Here is an 18,065-nt window from a genome sequence, read left to right as displayed (position 1 = left end):
TCCACCGGCGTGTAGGAGTGTCACTACGACGGTGAGTATCCGTCAGCCGCCAGCTGGCCGACGCGGGTCTCTTGCCGAAGCCACTCGGCACGCCGCGCACGAGCACGAATGGCTCGCCGATCTGCTGGATGGCCGACCCCAGCTCGCGCCGCACGCGCTGGCCAGTGGGGGGACCGTGGTGGCCGCACTGGGCGACGTCGACGTGGACGCCATCATGCCGGTGGTCGCCGCAGTCAAGGCGTACGTGATCGGCGCGGTGCGTCGGGAGATCGCCGAGCGGCGTGCCGAGCGGGCCACCGGGATGGACGAGAAGCGTTGGCAGGCCGCACTCGGGCCCTATCTGGAGCGAATCTTCACCACTGATCAAAGCCCGCATCTCAAGGTGACGCGCGGCCGAGGACCGGGACGGCCATAGCACCAGGTCGGCGCTGACGCGTTGAGATGGCGCATGTCACGCGATGTGAGACCCTACACGGCGTCGCCCACATCAACCGTCGTCCAAATCAACTCGACGCCCACGGGCCTTCCGGGATGGACTGGCGGCATGACGACATCTGAGGAAGAGCTGCTGCCCGGCACGCGTCGGGCATTGCGGCACCGGATCGCCGTGGCCCAGGCCGAAGGGCGCGCACCGTCACTGGTCGCGGCGGTGGTGCGGGGCGGGCGAGCGGTGTGGCACGGAGCGCGGACCTGCGTGGACGGCCATGGTCCGGACGAGAACGTGCAGTACAGGATCGGTTCGATCACCAAGACGTTCACCGCCGTCCTGGTTCTGCGACTGCGCGACGAAGGCCTGCTCGACCTCGGTGACCCGCTGGAGAAGCATCTGCCGGGCACCGGTGCGGGGGAGGCCACCATCGCCGAACTGCTCGCGCACACGGGTGGGCTGGCGGCCGAGTCGCCCGGGCCTTGGTGGGAGCGGACTCCCGGTTCTTTGCGTCCGGAGCTGAGTGACGTCTTGGGCGAGCAGCCCCTGCTGCATCCGGTCGGCCGCCGGTTCCACTATTCGAACCCCGGCTACACGCTTCTGGGCGCGCTGGTGGAGGAGCTGCGTGGCGCCTCCTGGGAGGAGGTCCTCCGGCGCGAGGTGCTCGAACCCCTGGGCCTGAACCGCACGACTGCCCAGCCGCAGGCACCCTGTGCAGGTGGCTGGGCGGTGCACCCATGGGCCGACGCACTGCTGCCCGAGCCGGTGGAGGACCTCGGCCGTATGGCTCCCGCCGGCCAACTGTGGTCCACCACCGGCGACTTGGCCTGCTTCGCTGCTTTCCTGGCCAAGGGCGACGACCGTGTGCTGAGCGCGGAGTCGGTACGGGAGATGCGGACGCCTGCGGCGCCGGCCGAGGCCGCGGATGTGATGGACGGTGCCACCTACGGTCTCGGTCTTCAGGTCCAGCGCCGCGACGGCAGGCTGCTCGCGGGGCACTCCGGCTCGTTGCCGGGCTTTCTGGCGAACCTCACCTTCAGTGTGGCGGACGATGTCGCAGCCGTGGTGCTGGCCAACTGCACATCCGGTCCCTCGTTGTCCGTGGTGGGCGCCGACCTCGTACGTATCGTCGCCGAGGCCGAGCCAAGGATTCCCGAGCCCTGGCGACCGCTGTCCGAGGTCGACCACTCGGTGCTGGAACTCGCGGGACAGTGGTACTGGGGCACACATGCCTTCGCTCTGCGGGTGACGGCTGACGGGCTCGTCTCCCTGGGGCCGCTGTCCGGCAACGGCCGCAGCTCGCGTTTCCGGGCCAACGGTGACGGCACCTGGACGGGGCTGGAGGGCTACTACGCCGGAGAGCTCCTGCGGCCCGTACGGCGTCCGGACGGAGCCCTCGGTCATCTTGACCTCGGGTCGTTCGTGTTCACGCGTCAGCCGTATGACGAGGGGGCTCCCGTCCCCGGCGGGGTGGAGGCGGAGGGCTGGCGGGGGATCGGTTAGCGGTCCGCGGCGGGTGGCCTGTTTCACGTGAAACAGGCCGGCTCGGCCGGTTCTCAGAGTGCGAGCTTGAAACCCACGTGCGAGGCCGTGAAGCCGAGCCGCTCGTAGAAGCGATGGGCGTCGGTGCGTGTGTTGTCGGAGGTCAGCTGCACCAACTGGCAGCCCAGCCGCCTGGATTCCGCGATCGCCCACTCGATGAGCCGCGTGCCCAGGCCGCTGCCCCGTTCGTCCGCGTGGATGCGGACGCCCTCGATGATCGACCTGGTGGCCCCGCGCCTCGACAGCCCGGGAATGATCGTGAGCTGAAGTGTGCCGACGACTCGGCCCTCGCGTTCGGCGACGACCAGATGCTGGTTCGGGTCGGCGTCGAGTCGCTCGAACGCGGTCAGGTACGGGGCCAGGTCATCCGGTGACTCGCGCTGTGCGCCGAGCGGGTCGTCGGCGAGCATGCCGATGATGGCGGGGACGTCGTCGGCGACGGCGGCGCGTATCTCGAAATGATCTCCCATGGGCGCACCCTATGCGGCCACGTTCAGTGACTCCACCACGCGTACCAGCGGCGCCAGTTCAGGACTCCTCGCCGCCTCGTCGAGTGCCTCCCGCAGGGCGGCGTCATTGGTGGGCCGCGCTTCCGCAAGCAGTTTGAGCCCGGCCTCGGTGACGTTCGTGTAGATGCCACGGCGATCGGTGGGGCACAGGTAGCGCTCGAGCAGCCCGCGGTCCTCCAGCCGGGTGACCAGCCGCGTGGTGGCGCTCTGGCTGAGGACGACGGCGTGGGCGACCTGCTTCATCTGTAGGTGCCCTCCTTCGCCGTCGTGCTGGCGGCTGAGCACGTCCAGCAGGGAGTACTCGCGCACGCTCAGGTCGTGCCCGCTCTGGAGGGCGCGCTCGATGTGGGCCTCGATTCTCCCGTGCAGCAGGGAGAGGGCGCACCAGCCCTGTGCGAGCGCGGTGAGCGCGGGGTCCGTCGCTGTCATGTGGCGTTCTCCTCTGTCCCGGAGCGGCTGCAATCCAAGGATAGGACAGTGGCGCAATAGCCCGCACTTGCATTTAGCCCGCGTCTGCAACTATTGTCGACGCTTGGAAAGCGCTCATGCAATCGTCTGGGAAGGTCTACCCCCACATGCCTCTCGCGCTACTGGCCCTCGCGATCGGGGCCTTCGGAATCGGAACGACCGAGTTCGTGATCATGGGCTTGCTGCCCGAGGTCGCGGGCGACTTCGGGGTCTCCATCCCCACCGCGGGCCTGCTGGTCACCGGCTACGCGCTCGGCGTGGTGCTGGGGGCTCCCCTGATGACCGTGCTCGGCACCAAGATCTCCCGCAAGCGGATGCTGATGCTGCTGATGGGTCTGTTCATCGCCGGGAACCTGCTGTCCGCCGTAGCGCCCGTCTTCGCGGTCATGCTGATCGGCCGTGTGGTCGCCTCCCTCGCGCACGGCGCGTTCTTCGGCATCGGCTCGGTCGTCGCGGCCGACCTGGTGGCACCGGACAAGAAGGCGGGCGCCATCGCGATGATGTTCACGGGCCTGACTGTCGCCAATGTCGTCGGTGTCCCGCTGGGCACGCTCGTCGGGCAGCACGTCGGCTGGCGTGTCACCTTCGGTATCGTCGCGGCCCTCGGTGTGGTCGGCCTGGCCGGCATCGCCAGGCTGGTGCCCGAGGTGCCCATGCCGGAGGGCGTGCACCTGCGCGACGAGCTGGCCGCCTTCAAGAACGCCCAGGTCCTGCTGGCCATGGCGATGACCGTTCTCGGTTTCGGCGGTGTCTTCGCGGCCATCACCTACATCGCGCCGATGATGACCCACGTCGCCGGATTCGCCGACGGAACCGTCACCTGGCTGCTGGTGCTGTTCGGCCTCGGCATGGTCGGCGGCAACCTGGTAGGCGGCAAGTTCGCCGACCGCGCGCTGATGCCCATGCTCTACGTCTCGCTGGGCGCCCTGGCCGTCGTACTCGCGCTGTTCACGCTCACCGCGCACAACAAGATCGCGGCAGCGGTGTCCATCGCCCTGATCGGCGCCCTGGGCTTCGCGACCGTGCCGCCCCTTCAGAAGCGTGTCCTCGACCAGGCGCACGGCGCCCCGACACTGGCGTCGGCCGTGAACATCGGCGCCTTCAACCTGGGCAACGCCCTCTCCGCCTGGCTCGGCGGCCTGGTGATCAGCGCAGGCCTCGGCTACACCGCCCCCAACTGGGTCGGTGCCGTCCTCGCCGCGGCGGCCCTGGTACTGGCCCTGTTCTCCGCGGCTCTCGAACGCCGCGACAGCGCTCGCGGCACGGTGATGGCCGCCGGTACGACCGCCGAGCAGCGCGCAGCCGTCCATCACTGAACCACCGCGCTCCCCGAGCGCGATGTCCGGAACACCACAAGGAGAAGCACCCCTCATGAGCACCACCACCGTCACCCCGCTGACCACGCAGGACGCCGAATCCCTCGTGCAGGCGGCCCGTGAAGCGGCCGAGGCCGCCGGAGCCACCGTGAGCGTCACCGTGCTGGACGCGGGCGGCCACCTGCTGGCCTTCCGCCGGGACGACCGGGCCGTACTGATTTCCGGTGAGACCAGCACCCGCAAGGCCTACACGGCGCTCCAGCTGGACGCCCCCACCGCCGACCTTGTCGACGCCGTCCAGCCCGGCGCCCCCTTCCACACCCTGCCCACCGCGCTCGACCGGCCCCTGCTGTTCATCGCGGGCGGCATCCCGGTCCACCGCGACGGCCGCCTGATCGGAGCGATCGGCGTCGGCGGTGGCACCCCGGAACAGGACCACGGCTTCGCCCTCACCGCAGTGGAGACGCTCGCCTGATCGGAGACCGTCAGAGGTGAACACCGGCCCCGCGTTTCAGCGGTGGCCGGTGTTCCGCGTGCAGGGACGTCTCAGCCCGCCGCCACCGTCAGTGGAGCGAATCGGCGAGTCCAGTCCCCGGGCAGGTCTGTGACGCCGTACGTCATGACGGAGTTGAAGGCGACGGACTCCAGCCCGCGCTCCTTCACCCACGCCAGCAGCCCTTCGTGCCGTACGTCGATGTCGGTCCGCAGCGGGCGGTCCGTGTGGGCGGCGAGCGATGCGAGCAGGGCCCGCGCCGTCTCGGTGTCCCGGGCGACCAGCGGGCCGACGACCTGCGTGTCCATGTTGGGCCAGGCGCCCGCGTACCCGGTGATCCGGCCGTTCTCCTCAGCGACGCGCAACTGGTCGGCGAAGGCGGGAAGCCGCGTGATGATGTGGGTGCGGTCGGCCCCGAACACCTCCTCGTCGAGCCGGAGGATCGAGGTGAGGTCCTCGGCGGTGGCCGCACGCGTCGGGACGCCGTGCTCCGGCCCACCCGGGGTGAAGTGCCCCATCACCATCTCCGCCCGGCCGATGACCTTGAAACCGAGCTCCTCGTAGAGCGGGCGTCCGTACGGCGTCGCGTGCAGGGTCAGGGGCGTGGTTCCCACCGCGGAGACGACGTGGCGCATCAAGCGGCGCCCGACGCCCCGGCGGGCATGCCGCCCGGCGACCAGGACCATGCCGAGGGCACCGAGAGCCGGGCGGTCCTGCGGGCCGTACTGCGTGACGACGCACGCGGCGACCAGACCACCATCGGGATCGTCGATGCCGTAACCCCGTCCGGCGACGAGGAGGAAGCCCCACTTGTGTTCCTCGCGTGGCCACCCCCGATCTTCGGACAAGTCGGCGCAGGCGGTGAGATCGCGCAGCGTCAGACGGCGAATGGGCAGAGCGTCGAGGGATGGAGTCGGCACGCAGGTCAGGCTGTCCGACCGGTGGCCTCTGCGTCCACCTGTTTCGAGGCATACGCAGGTGCTTTTGGCCATGTCGTAGCCATCCACACAGCGCACGGACAGGCACGGGGTGTTTCACGTGAAACGTCGGCGAACGACGAGCATCCGGCAGGCCGCAGGAGAGCCATCAAGTCATCCCATTAGCCTCTAGGCCATGCCGAGACTTCATCTCTTCGATCTTGATGGCACTTTGCTGCATGGCACGACCGCGCCAGTGGAAATCTCCCGCCAACTCGGGCTGGAAGCCGAGGCGCTGGCCCTCGATCTGGAGATCGCGGCAGGGCGGATCGGACCACCGGAATACGCGATCCATGTACGTGCGCTGTGGGCGGAACTCACCGAGGCGCATGTGGTCGCCGCTTTCGAGGGGGCTCCTTGGCTGGCCCGGATCCGTGATGTGTGGGCGAAGATCAGGGGTGCCGGTGACTATTGCGCAGTGGTGTCGCTCTCGCCTTCCTTCTTCGTGGAACGGCTCCTGGACTGGGGAGCGCATGCCGCGTTCGGGTCTCGCTTTCCCGCCGTGCCGTTCACCGAGCCGGTGGACCCGGACGGTGCGCTCAACTCCGCGGCCAAAGTGTGTATCGCGGACCAGCTGTGCGAGAAGTTCGGGGTGACGCGTGCCGACTGTGTCGCTTACGGCGACTCGATGTCGGACCGGGATCTCTTCACGGTGGTGCCGGTGTCCGTCGCGGTCAATGCGGACGCCAGCCTCACGGGGCTCGCGACACACTCCTACACAGGACGGGATCTCTGGGATGCCTACCAATTGGTGGGCGCTGACCGGTAGTTGAGGGAATCACCGGTTCGGGGCCGGTCCCGATTCACGGGGGAGCGAGGGGGGACTTGTGTGGCGGGTGGTGGCCGGTAGGGTCGACTCCGGTTCACGTCCGGGGTGAGACGCATACATCCCGTGCGTGAACACCCCTCCACGGATGCTCCCGCCCCCATGGAGCACGCGGAGCTCCCCGCCGCCGTGGGCGCCTCCCCGGACGCCCTCCTCATCCGCCGCACCATGGCCGAGATCGCCCCCGTGGCCGACCAGGTCACCTCGTACTTCTACGCCCTGCTCTTCGTACGCCACCCCGGCCTGCGACCGCTGTTCCCGCCCGCGATGGACATCCAGCGAGAGCGGCTGCTGACGTTCCACGTGAAGGTCGTTCCCGGGGGCTGGGTCTCCAATGCCCTGGTGCACCGGGCCCGCCCCGGGGACGTCATCCGGCTCGGTCCGTCCACCGGGTCGATGACCGTCGACCACACCACCGACAGCGGTCTGCTCTGTCTCGGTGGCGGCACCGGCATAGCGCCCATCAAGGCGCTGGTCGAGGACATCGCCGAGCACGGCGAGCGCCGTCCCGTCGAGGTGTTCTACGGCGCCCGCACGGACCACGACCTGTACGACATCGACACCATGCTGCGGCTCCAGCAGAGCCATCCCTGGCTCTCCGTCCGCGCCATCGTCGACCAGCAGGCACACTTCCAGCTCCCGGACGCCGTGCGCGAATACGGCCCGCGGACCCGGTACGAGGCCTATCTCTCCGGGCCGCCCGGAATGATCCGCAGCGGCGTCGACGCGCTCAGGGACGTCGGTATCCCCTCGGAGCGGATACGCCACGACTCGGTCGAGGAGCTCGTGGTCGCCGGGAACTGAGCCTCAGCCCAGATCCGGGGCGTGCATGGCCCGCACGCCCTCGATGTTGCCGTCCAGGTAGTGCCGCAAGGACAGCGGGACGAGGTGGACGGAGGCGATTCCGACCCGCGTGAAGGACACACGGACGATCTCGTACTCGCCGGCGGGTTCGTCCATTTCGGGCCCGTGGCGAAGCGAGGGATCCATGGACTCCAGCCGGCAGACGAAGAAGTGCTGCACCTTCACGCCGGTCGCGCCGCCGTCCTCGCCGATGTGCTCCACGGTGTCCACGAAGCAGGGCACCACATCGGTGATCTTGGCGCCGAGTTCCTCGTGCACCTCGCGGTGCAGGGCGTCGACGACGGTCGTGTCGCTCGGTTCCACCCCGCCACCGGGCGTGACCCAGTAGGGATCGACACCAGGCTTGGTGCGCTTGATCAGGATCAGGTCGTCACCGTCGAGGAGAACGGCACGGGCGGTGCGCTTGACCACGGGTCGGACGGTCATGGGAGAAATGTCACCCGGTTGGTTCCACGTGAAACATCGCAAAGCGCCACCAGGCGAGCGCACGCCGTCACCGCGGTGCGCCCCCTGCTCAGCACCAGTCGGTGGCCGCCCGCTGAAGCCACTCGTGTGCCCGCGCGATATGGGGCATCGCGAGCGTGCCGGTGCGCACCACCAGGAAGTATGTCCGCAGCGGGGGCACGGCCGGCTCGTGCAGCGCGACCACGTCACCGTGCTGGACGGCGGCGGTGCACAGATAGCGGGGCAGTACCGCCAGCCCGGCCCCGGCGGTCGCACAGGCAAGGACGGCGCGCAGGTCGGGAACGATGACGGTGCCGGACGCGGAGGGACGGGAGTCGAAGACGGAGGCCCAGTAGCGGGACACGAAGGGCAGCGACTCGTGAACCTCGACCACGGGCAGGTTCTCCAGGGCGGCGGCCCCCTTGCGGTGCGGTTTCCCCGAGTCGATCCGCTCGGCCCAGCGAGGGGCGGCGACCAGGACGTGCTCCTCATCGCACAGCGGAGTCGCCGTGAGCAGTGCACCGCGCGGACGGGCCGTGCAGATGACCAGATCATGATGCCCGGCGGCGAGCCCTTCCAGAATCTCCTCGGCGGTCCCGAAGGAGGCGCGCAGTGCGAAGCCCTGCCCGTCGTCCCCGACGAGCTCGGTGAGGGCGGGGAGCGCGCGTTCCGCGGTGAACTCCGGCGGCCCGGCGAGGTGCAGGGTGCGCAGCGAGGACTCGTCGTCGAGCCCGGTCTCGGCTATCTCCACGAGCGCGTCGAGATGCGGCGCGGCCTTGTGCGCGAGCTCGTCGCCGATGGTCGTGGGGGTCACCCCGCGGGCCTGCCGCAGGAACAGCGGGCGGCCCAGCTGTCTTTCCAGGGTGCGGATCTGGGAGGTGACGGCCGGCTGGGAGAGACCGAGAAGCGCGGCGGCGCGGGTGAAGGAGCCGGCCCGGTGCACGGTCACGAAGGTGCGCAGCAAGGCCAGATCCATGGAACGCCCTCCCCTTTCCCTGCCCTTCTCCCGCCCCCCGGCAGGTCCAACTATAAATAAGTCGATAGGTCTCTGTCGCTAGCGTGATTGGACACTGACAGAGAGTCAACTAGCCTTGTTCGCGCGGTTCTTCGCGCGCGGAACCGGGACGGTCCGAGCCACGAGGGGGGAGGCTCGGACCGTCCGTCGTGCACGGCCGGAACCCATCGGGTCCTCGTCCCGCCGTCAGTCCGCCGACTCGTCCAGCGCCCGGAGCACATCCGCCACCAGGTCCTCCGGGTCCTCGGCGCCGACCGACAGTCGGATGAATCCCTCCGGCACCGCGTCCCCGCCCCAGCGGCCGCGCCGTTCGGCCGTCGAACGGATCCCGCCGAAGCTGGTCGCGTCGTCCACGAACCGGAGGGCGTCGAGGAAACGGTCGGCACGCGCGCGCGTAGGCAGCGTGAAGGAGACGACGCACCCGTAGCGGCGCATCTGCTGTGCGGCGATCTCGTGCGCGGGGTCGTCCGGCAGCCCCGGATATCGCAGCCCGTTCACCTCGGGCCGTCCCCGCAGGGCCTCGGCGAGAGTCAGGGCGGTGGCGTTCTGCCGGTCCACCCGCAGCTGGAGCGTGGCCAGGGAGCGGTGGGCCAGCCAGGCCTCCATGGGCCCGGCGATCGCTCCGGCGATCTTGCGCCAGCGGCGTACTGCTGCCATGGCCTCGCCGCTTCGGCCGGTGACGTATCCGAGCAGGAGGTCCCCATGCCCGGTGAGCTGCTTGGTGCCGCTGGCCACGGAGAAGTCGGCGCCCAGTTCCAGCGGCCGCTGCCCGAGCGGCGTCGCGAGCGTGTTGTCGACGGCGACCAGGGCGCCACGCGCGTGAGCCGCGCCCACGAGCCGCCGGATGTCGCAGACGTCGAGCCCGGGATTGGCCGGCGACTCGATCCACAGCAGCCTCGCCCCGTCGAGGACCTCAAGCTGCGCGTCGCCGCCGGTGGACGCGGTGCGCACCTCGATGCCGTAGGCCTCCAGCTGGGCGCGCACCAGCGGCAGCGCCTGGTAGCCGTCGCTGGGCAGCACGACAGCGTCCCCGGTACGCAGCTGGGAGAACAGCACGGACGAGGTGGCGGCCATGCCGGAGGAGAAGACCAGCGTCTCCACGCCGTCCCGCCCAGGGGCCTCGAGCTCGCCGATGGCGCGCTCCAGCAGGGTCCAGGTGGGGTTCTCGTCGCGGCCGTAGGTGTACGGCCCCGTGGGATCGCCCGGCAGGTGGAAGTGGGCGGCGAACACGGGCCCGGGCAGGGCGGGCTCGTGCTTGACCGGCTCGGGCAGCCCGGCCCGCACCGCGCGCGTGCCTTCGCCGGGGCCGGAGAGACCGTACCCGGCGCCTCCAGGGCCCTTCTCGGCGCCCGGGCCGGCGTTGCCCGCAGCCGGCTCGCTCATGCCGCCCGTCCCTCCGCTTCGTGCCGTACCGCGGCGAGCAGACCGGTGCTCGCCGCCTCCACCATCTCAAGACACTCCTCGAAGCCGTCCAGGCCCCCGTAGTACGGATCCGGTACGTCGAGGTCGTCGCCCGCGTCGGGATCATGGGAGCGCAGGAGCCGCACCTTGCGTGCGTCCTCCTCCGTGGGCGCCAGGCGGCGCAGGGCCTTGAGGTGGCCGGTGTCCAGGGCGATCACCAGGTCGAGACGGGCGAACCAGGACGCCTGGAACTGGCGGGCGGTGTGGTCGCTGTCGTAGCCGTGGTCGTCCAGGACGGAGACGGTACGCGGATCGGCGCCGTCGCCCTCGTGCCAGCCGCCGGTGCCGGCGCTGTCGACCTCGACGAGATCCTCCAGCCCGGCCTCCGCCACGCGCGCGCGGAAGACGGACTCGGCCATCGGGGACCGGCAGATGTTGCCGGTGCAGACGAAGCAGACGCGGTAGGCCATGGCGGGCTCAGTCCTCATCGGGCAGGACGACGTGCAGCGCCCAGGAGACGAGCGAGATGATCAGGCCGCCGAGCACGGCCGTCCAGAAGCCCTCCACGTGGAAGCTCAGGTCGAGCTTGTCACACACCCACGAGGTCAGCAGCAGCATCAGCGCGTTGACCACCAGGGTGAACAGACCGAGCGTGAGGATGAACAACGGGAAGGTCAGCACCTTGACGAGCGGCTTGACCAGCCAGTTCACCAGGCCGAAGACCAGGGCGACGGCAATCAGCGTGCCGGCCTTCTTGGCGGTGTTGTCACCGGTCAGAGTGATCTTGTCGAGCAGCCATACGGCGACCGCCAGGGCGCCTGCGTTGGCGATCGTCTTGACTATGAAATTCTTCATGTGTCTGATCGTGGCAGACCTGAACGGCTGCGAGCAGTAGGGCGAGGGCGACAACAGGATGAAGGCATTCCGGCTGGACGAACTGGAGGCGGAGCGCGCCGCCAACGAGGGCGCCTACCTCCAGTTCCTGCGCGAACGGAACATGTCGGTCGGCCTGTACGCCCTCGACGCGGGCGAGCACGACCCACAGAAGCCGCACAACCAGGACGAGGTGTACGTCGTCGTCAGCGGCCGCGCCTCCCTCACGGTCGGCCTGGAGACAACCCAGGTGGCACGGGGCAGCGTGGTGTACGTGCCGGCCGGGGTCGCTCACAAGTTCCACCACATCAGCGAGGACCTCAGGGTCCTGGTGGTGTTCTCTCCGCCCGAGGCGTGAGGCCGTCCCCGGTGATTCCCTAGGGGAACGGTCAGGGGAGGACAAGGGGTGCGAGGCCCCCGCCGGGCCCGCCCGCGGACCTAGCATCGAGGCAGGACATCTGGAGCACGACTTCGAGAGCAAGGGACAAGGGCAATGCGAGAGATCTTCGCGGGTCTGCCGTGGTGGGTGAAGTGGGTCGCGGTGCCGGTCATCGCCCTGGTCGTGTTCGGCGGCCTGATAGCCACCGTCGTCGGGTTCGTGATCGGCCTGCTCTTCAAGGCGCTGGTCTTCGTGGCCCTGGTCGGCGGACTCATCTACATAGTTCGGAAGTTCATGGCGGGCTCCTCGTCGCGCAGCGACTGGTGAGCCGCCGCGGGAGCCGGCGACGGTAACAGGGATCGCCGGTTCCCTCGGGCGAGGGAAGTTTTCCGGGCGAGCGGTCCGCGGGCGGTGGCGGGCGATTAGAGTCCGGAATTCGCCACGGGGCCCAGCCCCGGGGACGGCATACACCCCCACCCCCGTGTTCCTCCTGCACGGGCTGCCCCCTCGCGCTTCGGGAGTGACCTCTTGGCCACGGTCGACACCGTACCCACGGAACCGCACGCACCCCCCACCCAGCCCCCGCCACGCACCGCCACACCTCCGGCCGGGCGGCCGCACACCGTGGCGATCCCCGAACAGCGGCAGTCCGCGACCCTCATCGGATCCGTGCAGCGCGCGATGCGCCTGCTGGAGACCGTCGCCGGTCACGAGTACGGAGCCCCGGCCAAGCAACTGGCCCGCGAGACCGGCCTCGCCCTCCCCACGGCGTACCACCTGCTGCGCACCCTGGTGCATGAGGGCTATCTGCGCCGGGAGAAGGGACTGTTCTTCCTCGGTGAAGCGGCCGAACGGCTGAGCAGCAGCGGAGCGAAGCAGAAACGTCGCAGCACGGTCGCCGACGCGCTCGCGCACTGCCGGGACTCCATCGGTGTACCGGTGTACTACGCCATGTACCGCGAGGGCGAGATCGAGGTCATGTGCGTCTCCGACACCCCGGGCAACCCCGCGGTCGAGGAGTGGGCCGACTTCCGCGAGACCGGGCACGCCCACGCCATCGGTAAGTGCCTGCTGTCCCAGCTGGACGAGGAGGCCCGCCGTGACCACCTCGGCCGTTACCCCGTGCAGTCCCTCACTCCGTACACGGTGCGCGACGACCGCGCCCTGCTGCGGCGCCTCGAGCGGATCCGGCGGATGGAACCGGTGACGGAGCGGCAGGAGTACGCGCTGGGCACGGTCTGCGCGGCGATCCCGATCACCGTCGGCACCACGGCTGCCACGATGGCCATCTCCCTGCCTTCCCACCAGGCCGACCGGCTGCTGCCCGCGGTCCAGCGGCTCCAGACGGAGGTCGGACGGCACCTGGGCTCGATCGCGGTCTCTATCAGTATCTGAAAACTCACTCCTTGTGATCTCATGTGTACTTTCAGCAAGATTTCATCAGTGTCAAAGGTGTCCTTACCGGCCAGTCGGTGTCCTATGACGGGATGGGCGATGCGCGAGTCCGTACAGGCAGAAGTCATGATGAGCTTTCTCGTGTCGGAGGAGCTCTCCTTCCGCATCCCCGTGGAACTGCGGTACGAGACATGTGATCCCTATGCCGTACGGCTGACCTTCCACCTGCCCGGTGATGCCCCGGTGACCTGGGCCTTCGGGCGGGAGCTGCTGATCGACGGGGTGGGCCGGCCGTGCGGCGACGGCGATGTGCGCATCTCGCCCGCCGGCCCCGAGGCGCTGGGCGAGGTGCTGATCCGGCTTCAGGTGGGGGCCGATCAGGCCCTGTTCCGCTCCTCGACGCCCCCGCTGGTGGCCTTCCTCGACCGTACGGACAAGCTGGTGCCGCTGGGGCAGGAGGGGGCGCTGGCCGACTTCGACGCCCACCTCGACGAGGCCCTGGACCGCATCCTGGCCGAGGAACAGAGCGCCGGCTGAAGCGTTGCCGCAGGGCTCGGAAGCTCCGCCTCGGCACTGGGGAGCTTGCAGTAACGCTTCTCCGCGGGCGCCGCCAACTCCCGACGCAGCCTCATCGCTTCCGGCGCCTGCCCCGTCCGCCGCGTGCCGGAGCCGACGAGCTCACGGCGGCCGCGGCCGGGTCCGCTGCCGGACGATCGGCCGCCACCACCAGAGCCGCGAGGGCGGTGGTGACCGGTACGGAGGCCACCAGACCGATCGAGCCCACCAGTGTGCGCACGATCTCCTCCGCCACCAGCTCGCTGTTCGCGACCGTGCCCACGCTGCTCTGGGCGATGGAGAACAGCAGCAGCAGTGGCAGCGCGGCACCCGCATAGGCCAGCACGAGTGTGTTGACCACGGATGCGATGTGGTCGCGGCCGATACGGATGGCCGCGCGGTACAACCCCCGCCAGCCCAACGACGGATTGGCCTCGTGCAGCTCCCACACGGCCGAGGTCTGCGTCACCGTCACATCGTCCAGGACACCGAGCGAACCGATGATGACACCGGCGAGCAGCAGACCGCTCATGTCGATCGACGGATACAGGCCGTGGATCAGACCGGTGCTGTCGTCGGTATTGCCGGTGAGGGCGGCCCAGCCGATGAACAGCTTGCCGAGGACACCGATCAGAGACAGCGAGATCAGCGTGCCGAGGACCGCCACCGACGTACGGGCCGACAGGCCGTGGCACATGTAGAGCGCGATGAGCATGATGGCGCTGGCGCCGACCACCGCCACGATCAGCGGGTTCGACCCCTGGAGGATCGCGGGCAGGATGAAGAAGTTGAGGATCAGGAAGCTGATGGCCAGCGCGACCAGCGCCATGACGCCACGCATCCGCCCGACGACCACGACGGCGAGTGCGAAGATCCCGGCCAGCAGCGCCATCGGGAAGCCTCGGTTGACGTCGGTCACCGAGTACTGCAAGTCCTTGGGCGCCGAGGGCTCGTAGGCGGCCACGACCTTCTCGCCCTGGTGCAGTTGTCGCGACTGGTCCGGCTGCACGATCTCCGTGAACGTACGGCCCCTGTCCTTGCCGCTGTCGACCCGGATCGTCGCCTTCTTGCAGGTGCCACTCGCCCCCTGCTGCGCGGAGCTGCCCTCGGCGGTGGAGGTGTCGCCGGCCGGGGTGCCCCCGGAGGCGTTCACCGACTTGCAGCTGACCTCGACCACCTTGGTGACCGTTGCCTGCTGGGTCTGCCGGTCGAAGCCGACTCCCGTCCGCTGGTGCGGAGGGGCGCCGCCGGGCCAGAGAACCACGAGCCCGACCGCTACCGCCGCGGTGAACGGGATCAGAACGGCCGCGATGACCTTGCGCAGATGCTTGGAGACCGGGGCGGCGGGGCCGTGGTTGTGACTGTGGGAGTGCCCGTGTCCCCTGCTGTGCCCGTGCCCTTCACCGGCGTCATGGCCGAGTCCTGAGCCGTCGCCAGGGCCGTGCCTGTGGGGCGGCTCGGGGGGCGGGTACGGAGACGGTTGTGTCGTGGTCACCGCCCGATCATTGCAAGAACGGGCAGGGGGGCACTGTTGACCGCGCCACAAATGACGCTAGCGTGGAGACACCTTTGCACACGCGGGAGCTCGGAGCACCGGGCTGAGAGGGCGCTGACCTCCGTCTTCGCGATGTTTCACGTGGAACACCGAGAGACGGAAACCGCTGCGTCGACCGCCGAACCTGTTACCGGGTAATGCCGGCGTAGGGAGTAGGTCTCATGACCAACAAGGACGCACGCACGCCTGCCTTCACGCAGCTCTCCAGCGACGGGGAGGCCGGGAAGTCCATCGGCTGGCACAAGGGGTATGTCGAGGGCTCGCGCCCCGACCTGCGCGTGCCGGTCCGTCAGGTGCACCTCAGCAACGGGCAGTCGGTCACGCTGTACGACACCTCCGGCCCGTACACCGATCCACTCGTCGAGACCGACGTCCGCAGGGGCCTGTCGCCGCTGCGGGAGAACTGGATCATCGGCCGCGGTGACACCGAGGAGTACGCGGGCCGTCCCGTCCGTCCTGAGGACGACGGGATCAAGCACACCTCGCCCCGGGGCGGCCTGCGCAACCTCGACGCGGTCTTCCCCGGACGGCCCCGCCAGCCACGCAGGGGCCGGGACGGCCAGGCGGTCACCCAGCTCGCCTATGCCCGTCGAGGTGAGATCACGCCGGAGATGGAGTTCGTGGCGCTGAGGGAGAACGTTTCTCCCGAGGTCGTCCGCGAGGAGATCGCGGCCGGCCGGGCCGTGCTGCCCGCCAACGTCAACCACCCGGAGATCGAGCCGATGATCATCGGCAAGCGGTTCCTGGTGAAGGTCAACGCCAACATCGGCAACTCGGCGGTGACGTCCTCCATCGAGGAGGAGGTCGAGAAGATGACCTGGGCGACCCGCTGGGGCGCCGACACGGTCATGGACCTGTCCACCGGCCGCAACATCCACACCACCCGCGAGTGGGTGCTGCGCAACTCCCCCGTCCCCATCGGCACGGTGCCGCTCTACCAGGCACTGGAGAAGGTCGACGGCAAGGCCGAGGAACTGACCTGGGACATCTACAAGGACACGGTCATCGAACAGGCCGAGCAGGGCGTGGACTACATGACCGTCCACGCCGGCGTGCGTCTGGCGTACGTGCCGCTGACCGCGAACCGCAAGACCGGCATCGTCTCGCGCGGCGGCTCGATCATGGCGGCCTGGTGCCTGGCGCACCACAAGGAGTCGTTCCTGTACGAGAACTTCGAGGAGCTCTGCGAGATCCTCGCCGCCTACGACGTCACGTACTCGCTGGGCGACGGGCTCAGGCCCGGCTCGATCGCGGACGCCAACGACGAGGCGCAGTTCGCGGAACTCCGAACTCTCGGGGAACTCAACGGGATCGCCAAGCGTTTCAACGTACAGACCATGATCGAGGGCCCGGGACACGTCCCGATGCACAAGATCAAGGAGAACATCGACCTTCAGCAGGAGATCTGCGATGAAGCTCCGTTCTATACGCTCGGCCCGCTGACCACGGACGTCGCACCGGCGTACGACCACATCACCTCCGGCATCGGTGCCGCGATGATCGCCTGGTGGGGCACGGCGATGCTCTGCTACGTCACGCCCAAGGAGCACTTGGGCCTGCCCAACCGTGACGACGTCAAGACCGGCGTCATCACCTACAAGATCGCCGCCCACGCAGCCGACCTCGCCAAGGGGCACCCCGGTGCCCAGGAATGGGACGACGCGCTGTCCGACGCCCGCTTCGAGTTCCGGTGGGAGGACCAGTTCAACCTCGCCCTCGACCCGGACACGGCACGGGAGTTCCACGACGAGACGCTTCCGGCCGAGCCCGCCAAGACGGCCCACTTCTGCTCCATGTGCGGGCCGAAATTCTGCAGCATGAAGATTAGTCAAAGCATCACAGAGCGGTTCGGTGGTGCTGCGGCTGAGGGGGCGTCGGCGGAGGAGGTCGCCGAGGGGATGCTCCAGAAGTCGAAGGAGTTCGCTGAGGCGGGGAACCGGGTGTATCTGCCGATCGCGGACTGACACAGGGGCGCCGCCTGTCCGGCTTGCGCCCCCGGCGGGGGCGCAAGCCGGGAGTCATTCCGGCTGGTGCTCCGGGCCACCGAAGTCCGGGCTCGTGTAGTCCGGGCTGGTGAAGCTCGGGCGCTGGCCCGGGGTGGTGCCGTCGTCGGGGCTGCTGAATCCCGGTCGGTCGTAGCCGAGCCGGGGCATGCGCCCGGGCGGCGCGGGAGGGGTCATGCGGTGCAGTGTGCTGGTGCCGGGGGCGGCGAGCGCCTCCTGGAGGAAGGGCAGGATTCCGCGCTCCAGCAGGGCCTCGTGCCAGGCCTCCCTGGCCCGGGTCACTTCCGCGGTCGCCTCCCCGTGCGGTCCGTCCTCGAGCGAGGGGCTGTTGCGCAGGGCGGTGAGGAGCAGGCCGACGGCGGCGACCAGGATCGCGGCCGCCGTCATGGCGCCGAACACCCAGCCGGTGGTGATCATCGTCTGGGCGAAGGCCGGAGCCGGGTCCAGCATCTTCAGGATGTAGCCGACGAGGAGGAAGATCGCCGCGGCGGTGCCGGCGAGCACGGGAGCGAGGACGGCGACGATGGCGACGGCGCCCGCGCCACCTCCCTCGGCGGCCTCGCCGAGGGAGGTGGCGAGCCCCATCGGACCCGTGCCGGGCTCCGCGGACCCGGACAGGGGAACGGAGGACGGAGTGGGCGGCGCCGGCCGGCGCAGTTCCTCGCGGACCTTCACGTAGTGCTGGTACTCGCTCGCCGCGGCCGCCGTGATGAGTGCGGTGGCGTTGAGCGCCATGGTGCGCAGTTGTTCGGGGTTGAGCCGCTGTCCTACAGCGACCAGTTCCGGACGGTGTGGTGCGGAGCGCAGCGCCTCATCGAGGATCCGCTCGTATTCCTGGCGGTCCTCGTTCAGCAGGTGCTGCGGAACGCTGTTCATGTGCATCCCCCGATGCTCCGTAGGGCTTGGGGCTCGCATGTCGACGAGCCGTCGGGCAGAAACGGAGGGGAGCCTGCTACGGATAAGCCGATGGTAGAGCCGTCACGGCGCGTGGTGACAGGGGGTTGCCGGAAATTGGGTGCCGGC

At 69.4% G+C, this 18,065-nt stretch carries 20 protein-coding genes and 1 pseudogene; 11 read left to right on the top strand and 10 right to left on the bottom strand.

Annotation, left to right across the window (positions count from 1 at the left end):
• Positions 1-31: 31 nt before the first annotated feature.
• Both ACWGJM_RS10750 and ACWGJM_RS10745 read left to right on the top strand, forming a co-directional pair.
• Positions 32-415, top strand: coding sequence for a hypothetical protein (locus ACWGJM_RS10750; protein ID WP_453411308.1), 384 nt, complete (start codon positions 32-34; stop codon positions 413-415).
• 129 nt (positions 416-544) lie between these two features.
• Positions 545-1,930 (top strand): serine hydrolase domain-containing protein, encoded by a 1,386-nt coding sequence (locus tag ACWGJM_RS10745; RefSeq protein WP_453411307.1) that lies wholly within the window; start codon positions 545-547, stop codon positions 1,928-1,930.
• A 53-nt stretch (positions 1,931-1,983) separates the two neighbouring features.
• On the opposite strand, the gene ACWGJM_RS10740 is transcribed toward ACWGJM_RS10745, so the two are convergent.
• Positions 1,984-2,439, bottom strand: a complete 456-nt coding sequence (locus ACWGJM_RS10740; RefSeq protein ID WP_453411306.1) for an N-acetyltransferase family protein — start codon at positions 2,437-2,439, stop codon at positions 1,984-1,986.
• A gap of 9 nt (positions 2,440-2,448) precedes the next feature.
• The gene (locus ACWGJM_RS10735; RefSeq protein WP_453411305.1) at positions 2,449-2,907 is read right to left on the bottom strand and encodes a MarR family winged helix-turn-helix transcriptional regulator; all 459 of its coding nucleotides are present in this window, start codon (positions 2,905-2,907) and stop codon (positions 2,449-2,451) included.
• Between the two features lie 146 nt (positions 2,908-3,053).
• Here ACWGJM_RS10735 and ACWGJM_RS10730 point away from each other — a divergent pair, with 146 nt between their 5' ends.
• Complete coding sequence (locus ACWGJM_RS10730) at positions 3,054-4,262, top strand: MFS transporter (RefSeq protein ID WP_453411304.1); 1,209 nt, start codon at positions 3,054-3,056, stop codon at positions 4,260-4,262.
• Positions 4,263-4,317: 55 nt separating this feature from the next.
• Positions 4,318-4,737 carry a GlcG/HbpS family heme-binding protein gene (locus ACWGJM_RS10725; RefSeq protein ID WP_453411303.1) on the top strand — a complete coding sequence of 140 codons (420 nt, stop codon included), beginning with the start codon at positions 4,318-4,320 and terminating at the stop codon, positions 4,735-4,737.
• Positions 4,738-4,808: 71 nt separating this feature from the next.
• Here the strand turns inward: ACWGJM_RS10725 and ACWGJM_RS10720 are convergent, their stop codons facing one another.
• Positions 4,809-5,675: a GNAT family N-acetyltransferase gene (locus ACWGJM_RS10720; RefSeq protein WP_453411302.1), complete on the bottom strand. Its 867-nt coding sequence runs from the start codon at positions 5,673-5,675 to the stop codon at positions 4,809-4,811.
• A 193-nt stretch (positions 5,676-5,868) separates the two neighbouring features.
• On the opposite strand from ACWGJM_RS10720, the gene ACWGJM_RS10715 reads away from it, so the two are divergent.
• The gene (locus ACWGJM_RS10715; RefSeq protein ID WP_453411301.1) at positions 5,869-6,501 is read left to right on the top strand and encodes an HAD family hydrolase; all 633 of its coding nucleotides are present in this window, start codon (positions 5,869-5,871) and stop codon (positions 6,499-6,501) included.
• A 345-nt stretch (positions 6,502-6,846) separates the two neighbouring features.
• Positions 6,847-7,362, top strand: a pseudogene (locus ACWGJM_RS10710) (flavohemoprotein); the annotation flags it as partial.
• Between the two features lie 3 nt (positions 7,363-7,365).
• Here ACWGJM_RS10710 and ACWGJM_RS10705 read toward each other — a convergent pair.
• The 5 genes from ACWGJM_RS10705 to ACWGJM_RS10685 form a co-directional block, all read right to left on the bottom strand.
• Positions 7,366-7,848, bottom strand: a complete 483-nt coding sequence (locus tag ACWGJM_RS10705) for an NUDIX domain-containing protein (protein ID WP_453411300.1) — start codon at positions 7,846-7,848, stop codon at positions 7,366-7,368.
• 88 nt (positions 7,849-7,936) lie between these two features.
• Complete coding sequence (locus ACWGJM_RS10700) at positions 7,937-8,842, bottom strand: LysR family transcriptional regulator (protein WP_453411299.1); 906 nt, start codon at positions 8,840-8,842, stop codon at positions 7,937-7,939.
• A 225-nt stretch (positions 8,843-9,067) separates the two neighbouring features.
• Positions 9,068-10,264, bottom strand: a complete 1,197-nt coding sequence (locus ACWGJM_RS10695) for a cystathionine gamma-lyase (RefSeq protein WP_453411298.1) — start codon at positions 10,262-10,264, stop codon at positions 9,068-9,070.
• Positions 10,261-10,752, bottom strand: coding sequence for a low molecular weight protein-tyrosine-phosphatase (locus ACWGJM_RS10690; RefSeq protein ID WP_453411497.1), 492 nt, complete (start codon positions 10,750-10,752; stop codon positions 10,261-10,263). Before ACWGJM_RS10690 ends, ACWGJM_RS10695 begins: the two co-directional genes overlap by 4 nt.
• A gap of 7 nt (positions 10,753-10,759) precedes the next feature.
• Complete coding sequence (locus ACWGJM_RS10685; protein WP_453411297.1) at positions 10,760-11,137, bottom strand: phage holin family protein; 378 nt, start codon at positions 11,135-11,137, stop codon at positions 10,760-10,762.
• Between the two features lie 58 nt (positions 11,138-11,195).
• Between ACWGJM_RS10685 and ACWGJM_RS10680 the strand changes: the two genes are divergently transcribed.
• The 4 genes from ACWGJM_RS10680 (at position 11,196) to ACWGJM_RS10665 (ending at position 13,466) form a co-directional block, all read left to right on the top strand.
• Positions 11,196-11,513, top strand: coding sequence for a cupin domain-containing protein (locus tag ACWGJM_RS10680; RefSeq protein ID WP_355928804.1), 318 nt, complete (start codon positions 11,196-11,198; stop codon positions 11,511-11,513).
• A 135-nt stretch (positions 11,514-11,648) separates the two neighbouring features.
• Positions 11,649-11,861, top strand: a complete 213-nt coding sequence (locus tag ACWGJM_RS10675) for a DUF5326 family protein (RefSeq protein ID WP_361441945.1) — start codon at positions 11,649-11,651, stop codon at positions 11,859-11,861.
• A 201-nt stretch (positions 11,862-12,062) separates the two neighbouring features.
• On the top strand, positions 12,063-12,929 hold the full coding sequence (locus ACWGJM_RS10670) for an IclR family transcriptional regulator (protein WP_453411296.1): 867 nt from the start codon (positions 12,063-12,065) through the stop codon (positions 12,927-12,929).
• Positions 12,930-13,028: 99 nt separating this feature from the next.
• On the top strand, positions 13,029-13,466 hold the full coding sequence (locus ACWGJM_RS10665; protein WP_390738976.1) for an SsgA family sporulation/cell division regulator: 438 nt from the start codon (positions 13,029-13,031) through the stop codon (positions 13,464-13,466).
• Positions 13,467-13,557: 91 nt separating this feature from the next.
• Here ACWGJM_RS10665 and ACWGJM_RS10660 read toward each other — a convergent pair whose 3' ends face one another.
• The gene (locus ACWGJM_RS10660) at positions 13,558-14,979 is read right to left on the bottom strand and encodes a YibE/F family protein (RefSeq protein ID WP_453411295.1); all 1,422 of its coding nucleotides are present in this window, start codon (positions 14,977-14,979) and stop codon (positions 13,558-13,560) included.
• Between the two features lie 221 nt (positions 14,980-15,200).
• On the opposite strand from ACWGJM_RS10660, the gene thiC reads away from it, so the two are divergent.
• The gene (gene thiC, locus ACWGJM_RS10655; protein WP_453411294.1) at positions 15,201-17,003 is read left to right on the top strand and encodes a phosphomethylpyrimidine synthase ThiC; all 1,803 of its coding nucleotides are present in this window, start codon (positions 15,201-15,203) and stop codon (positions 17,001-17,003) included.
• A gap of 54 nt (positions 17,004-17,057) precedes the next feature.
• On the opposite strand, the gene ACWGJM_RS10650 is transcribed toward thiC, so the two are convergent.
• Entirely contained in the window at positions 17,058-17,924 is an 867-nt protein-coding gene (locus ACWGJM_RS10650) for a hypothetical protein (protein WP_453411293.1), read from the bottom strand.
• Positions 17,925-18,065: the final 141 nt, after the last annotated feature.

Source organism: Streptomyces sp. NPDC054834 (genome assembly GCF_053611185.1).
Note: the sequence above shows the minus strand (reverse complement) of the source record. Positions and strands in the feature narration are given on the sequence as shown.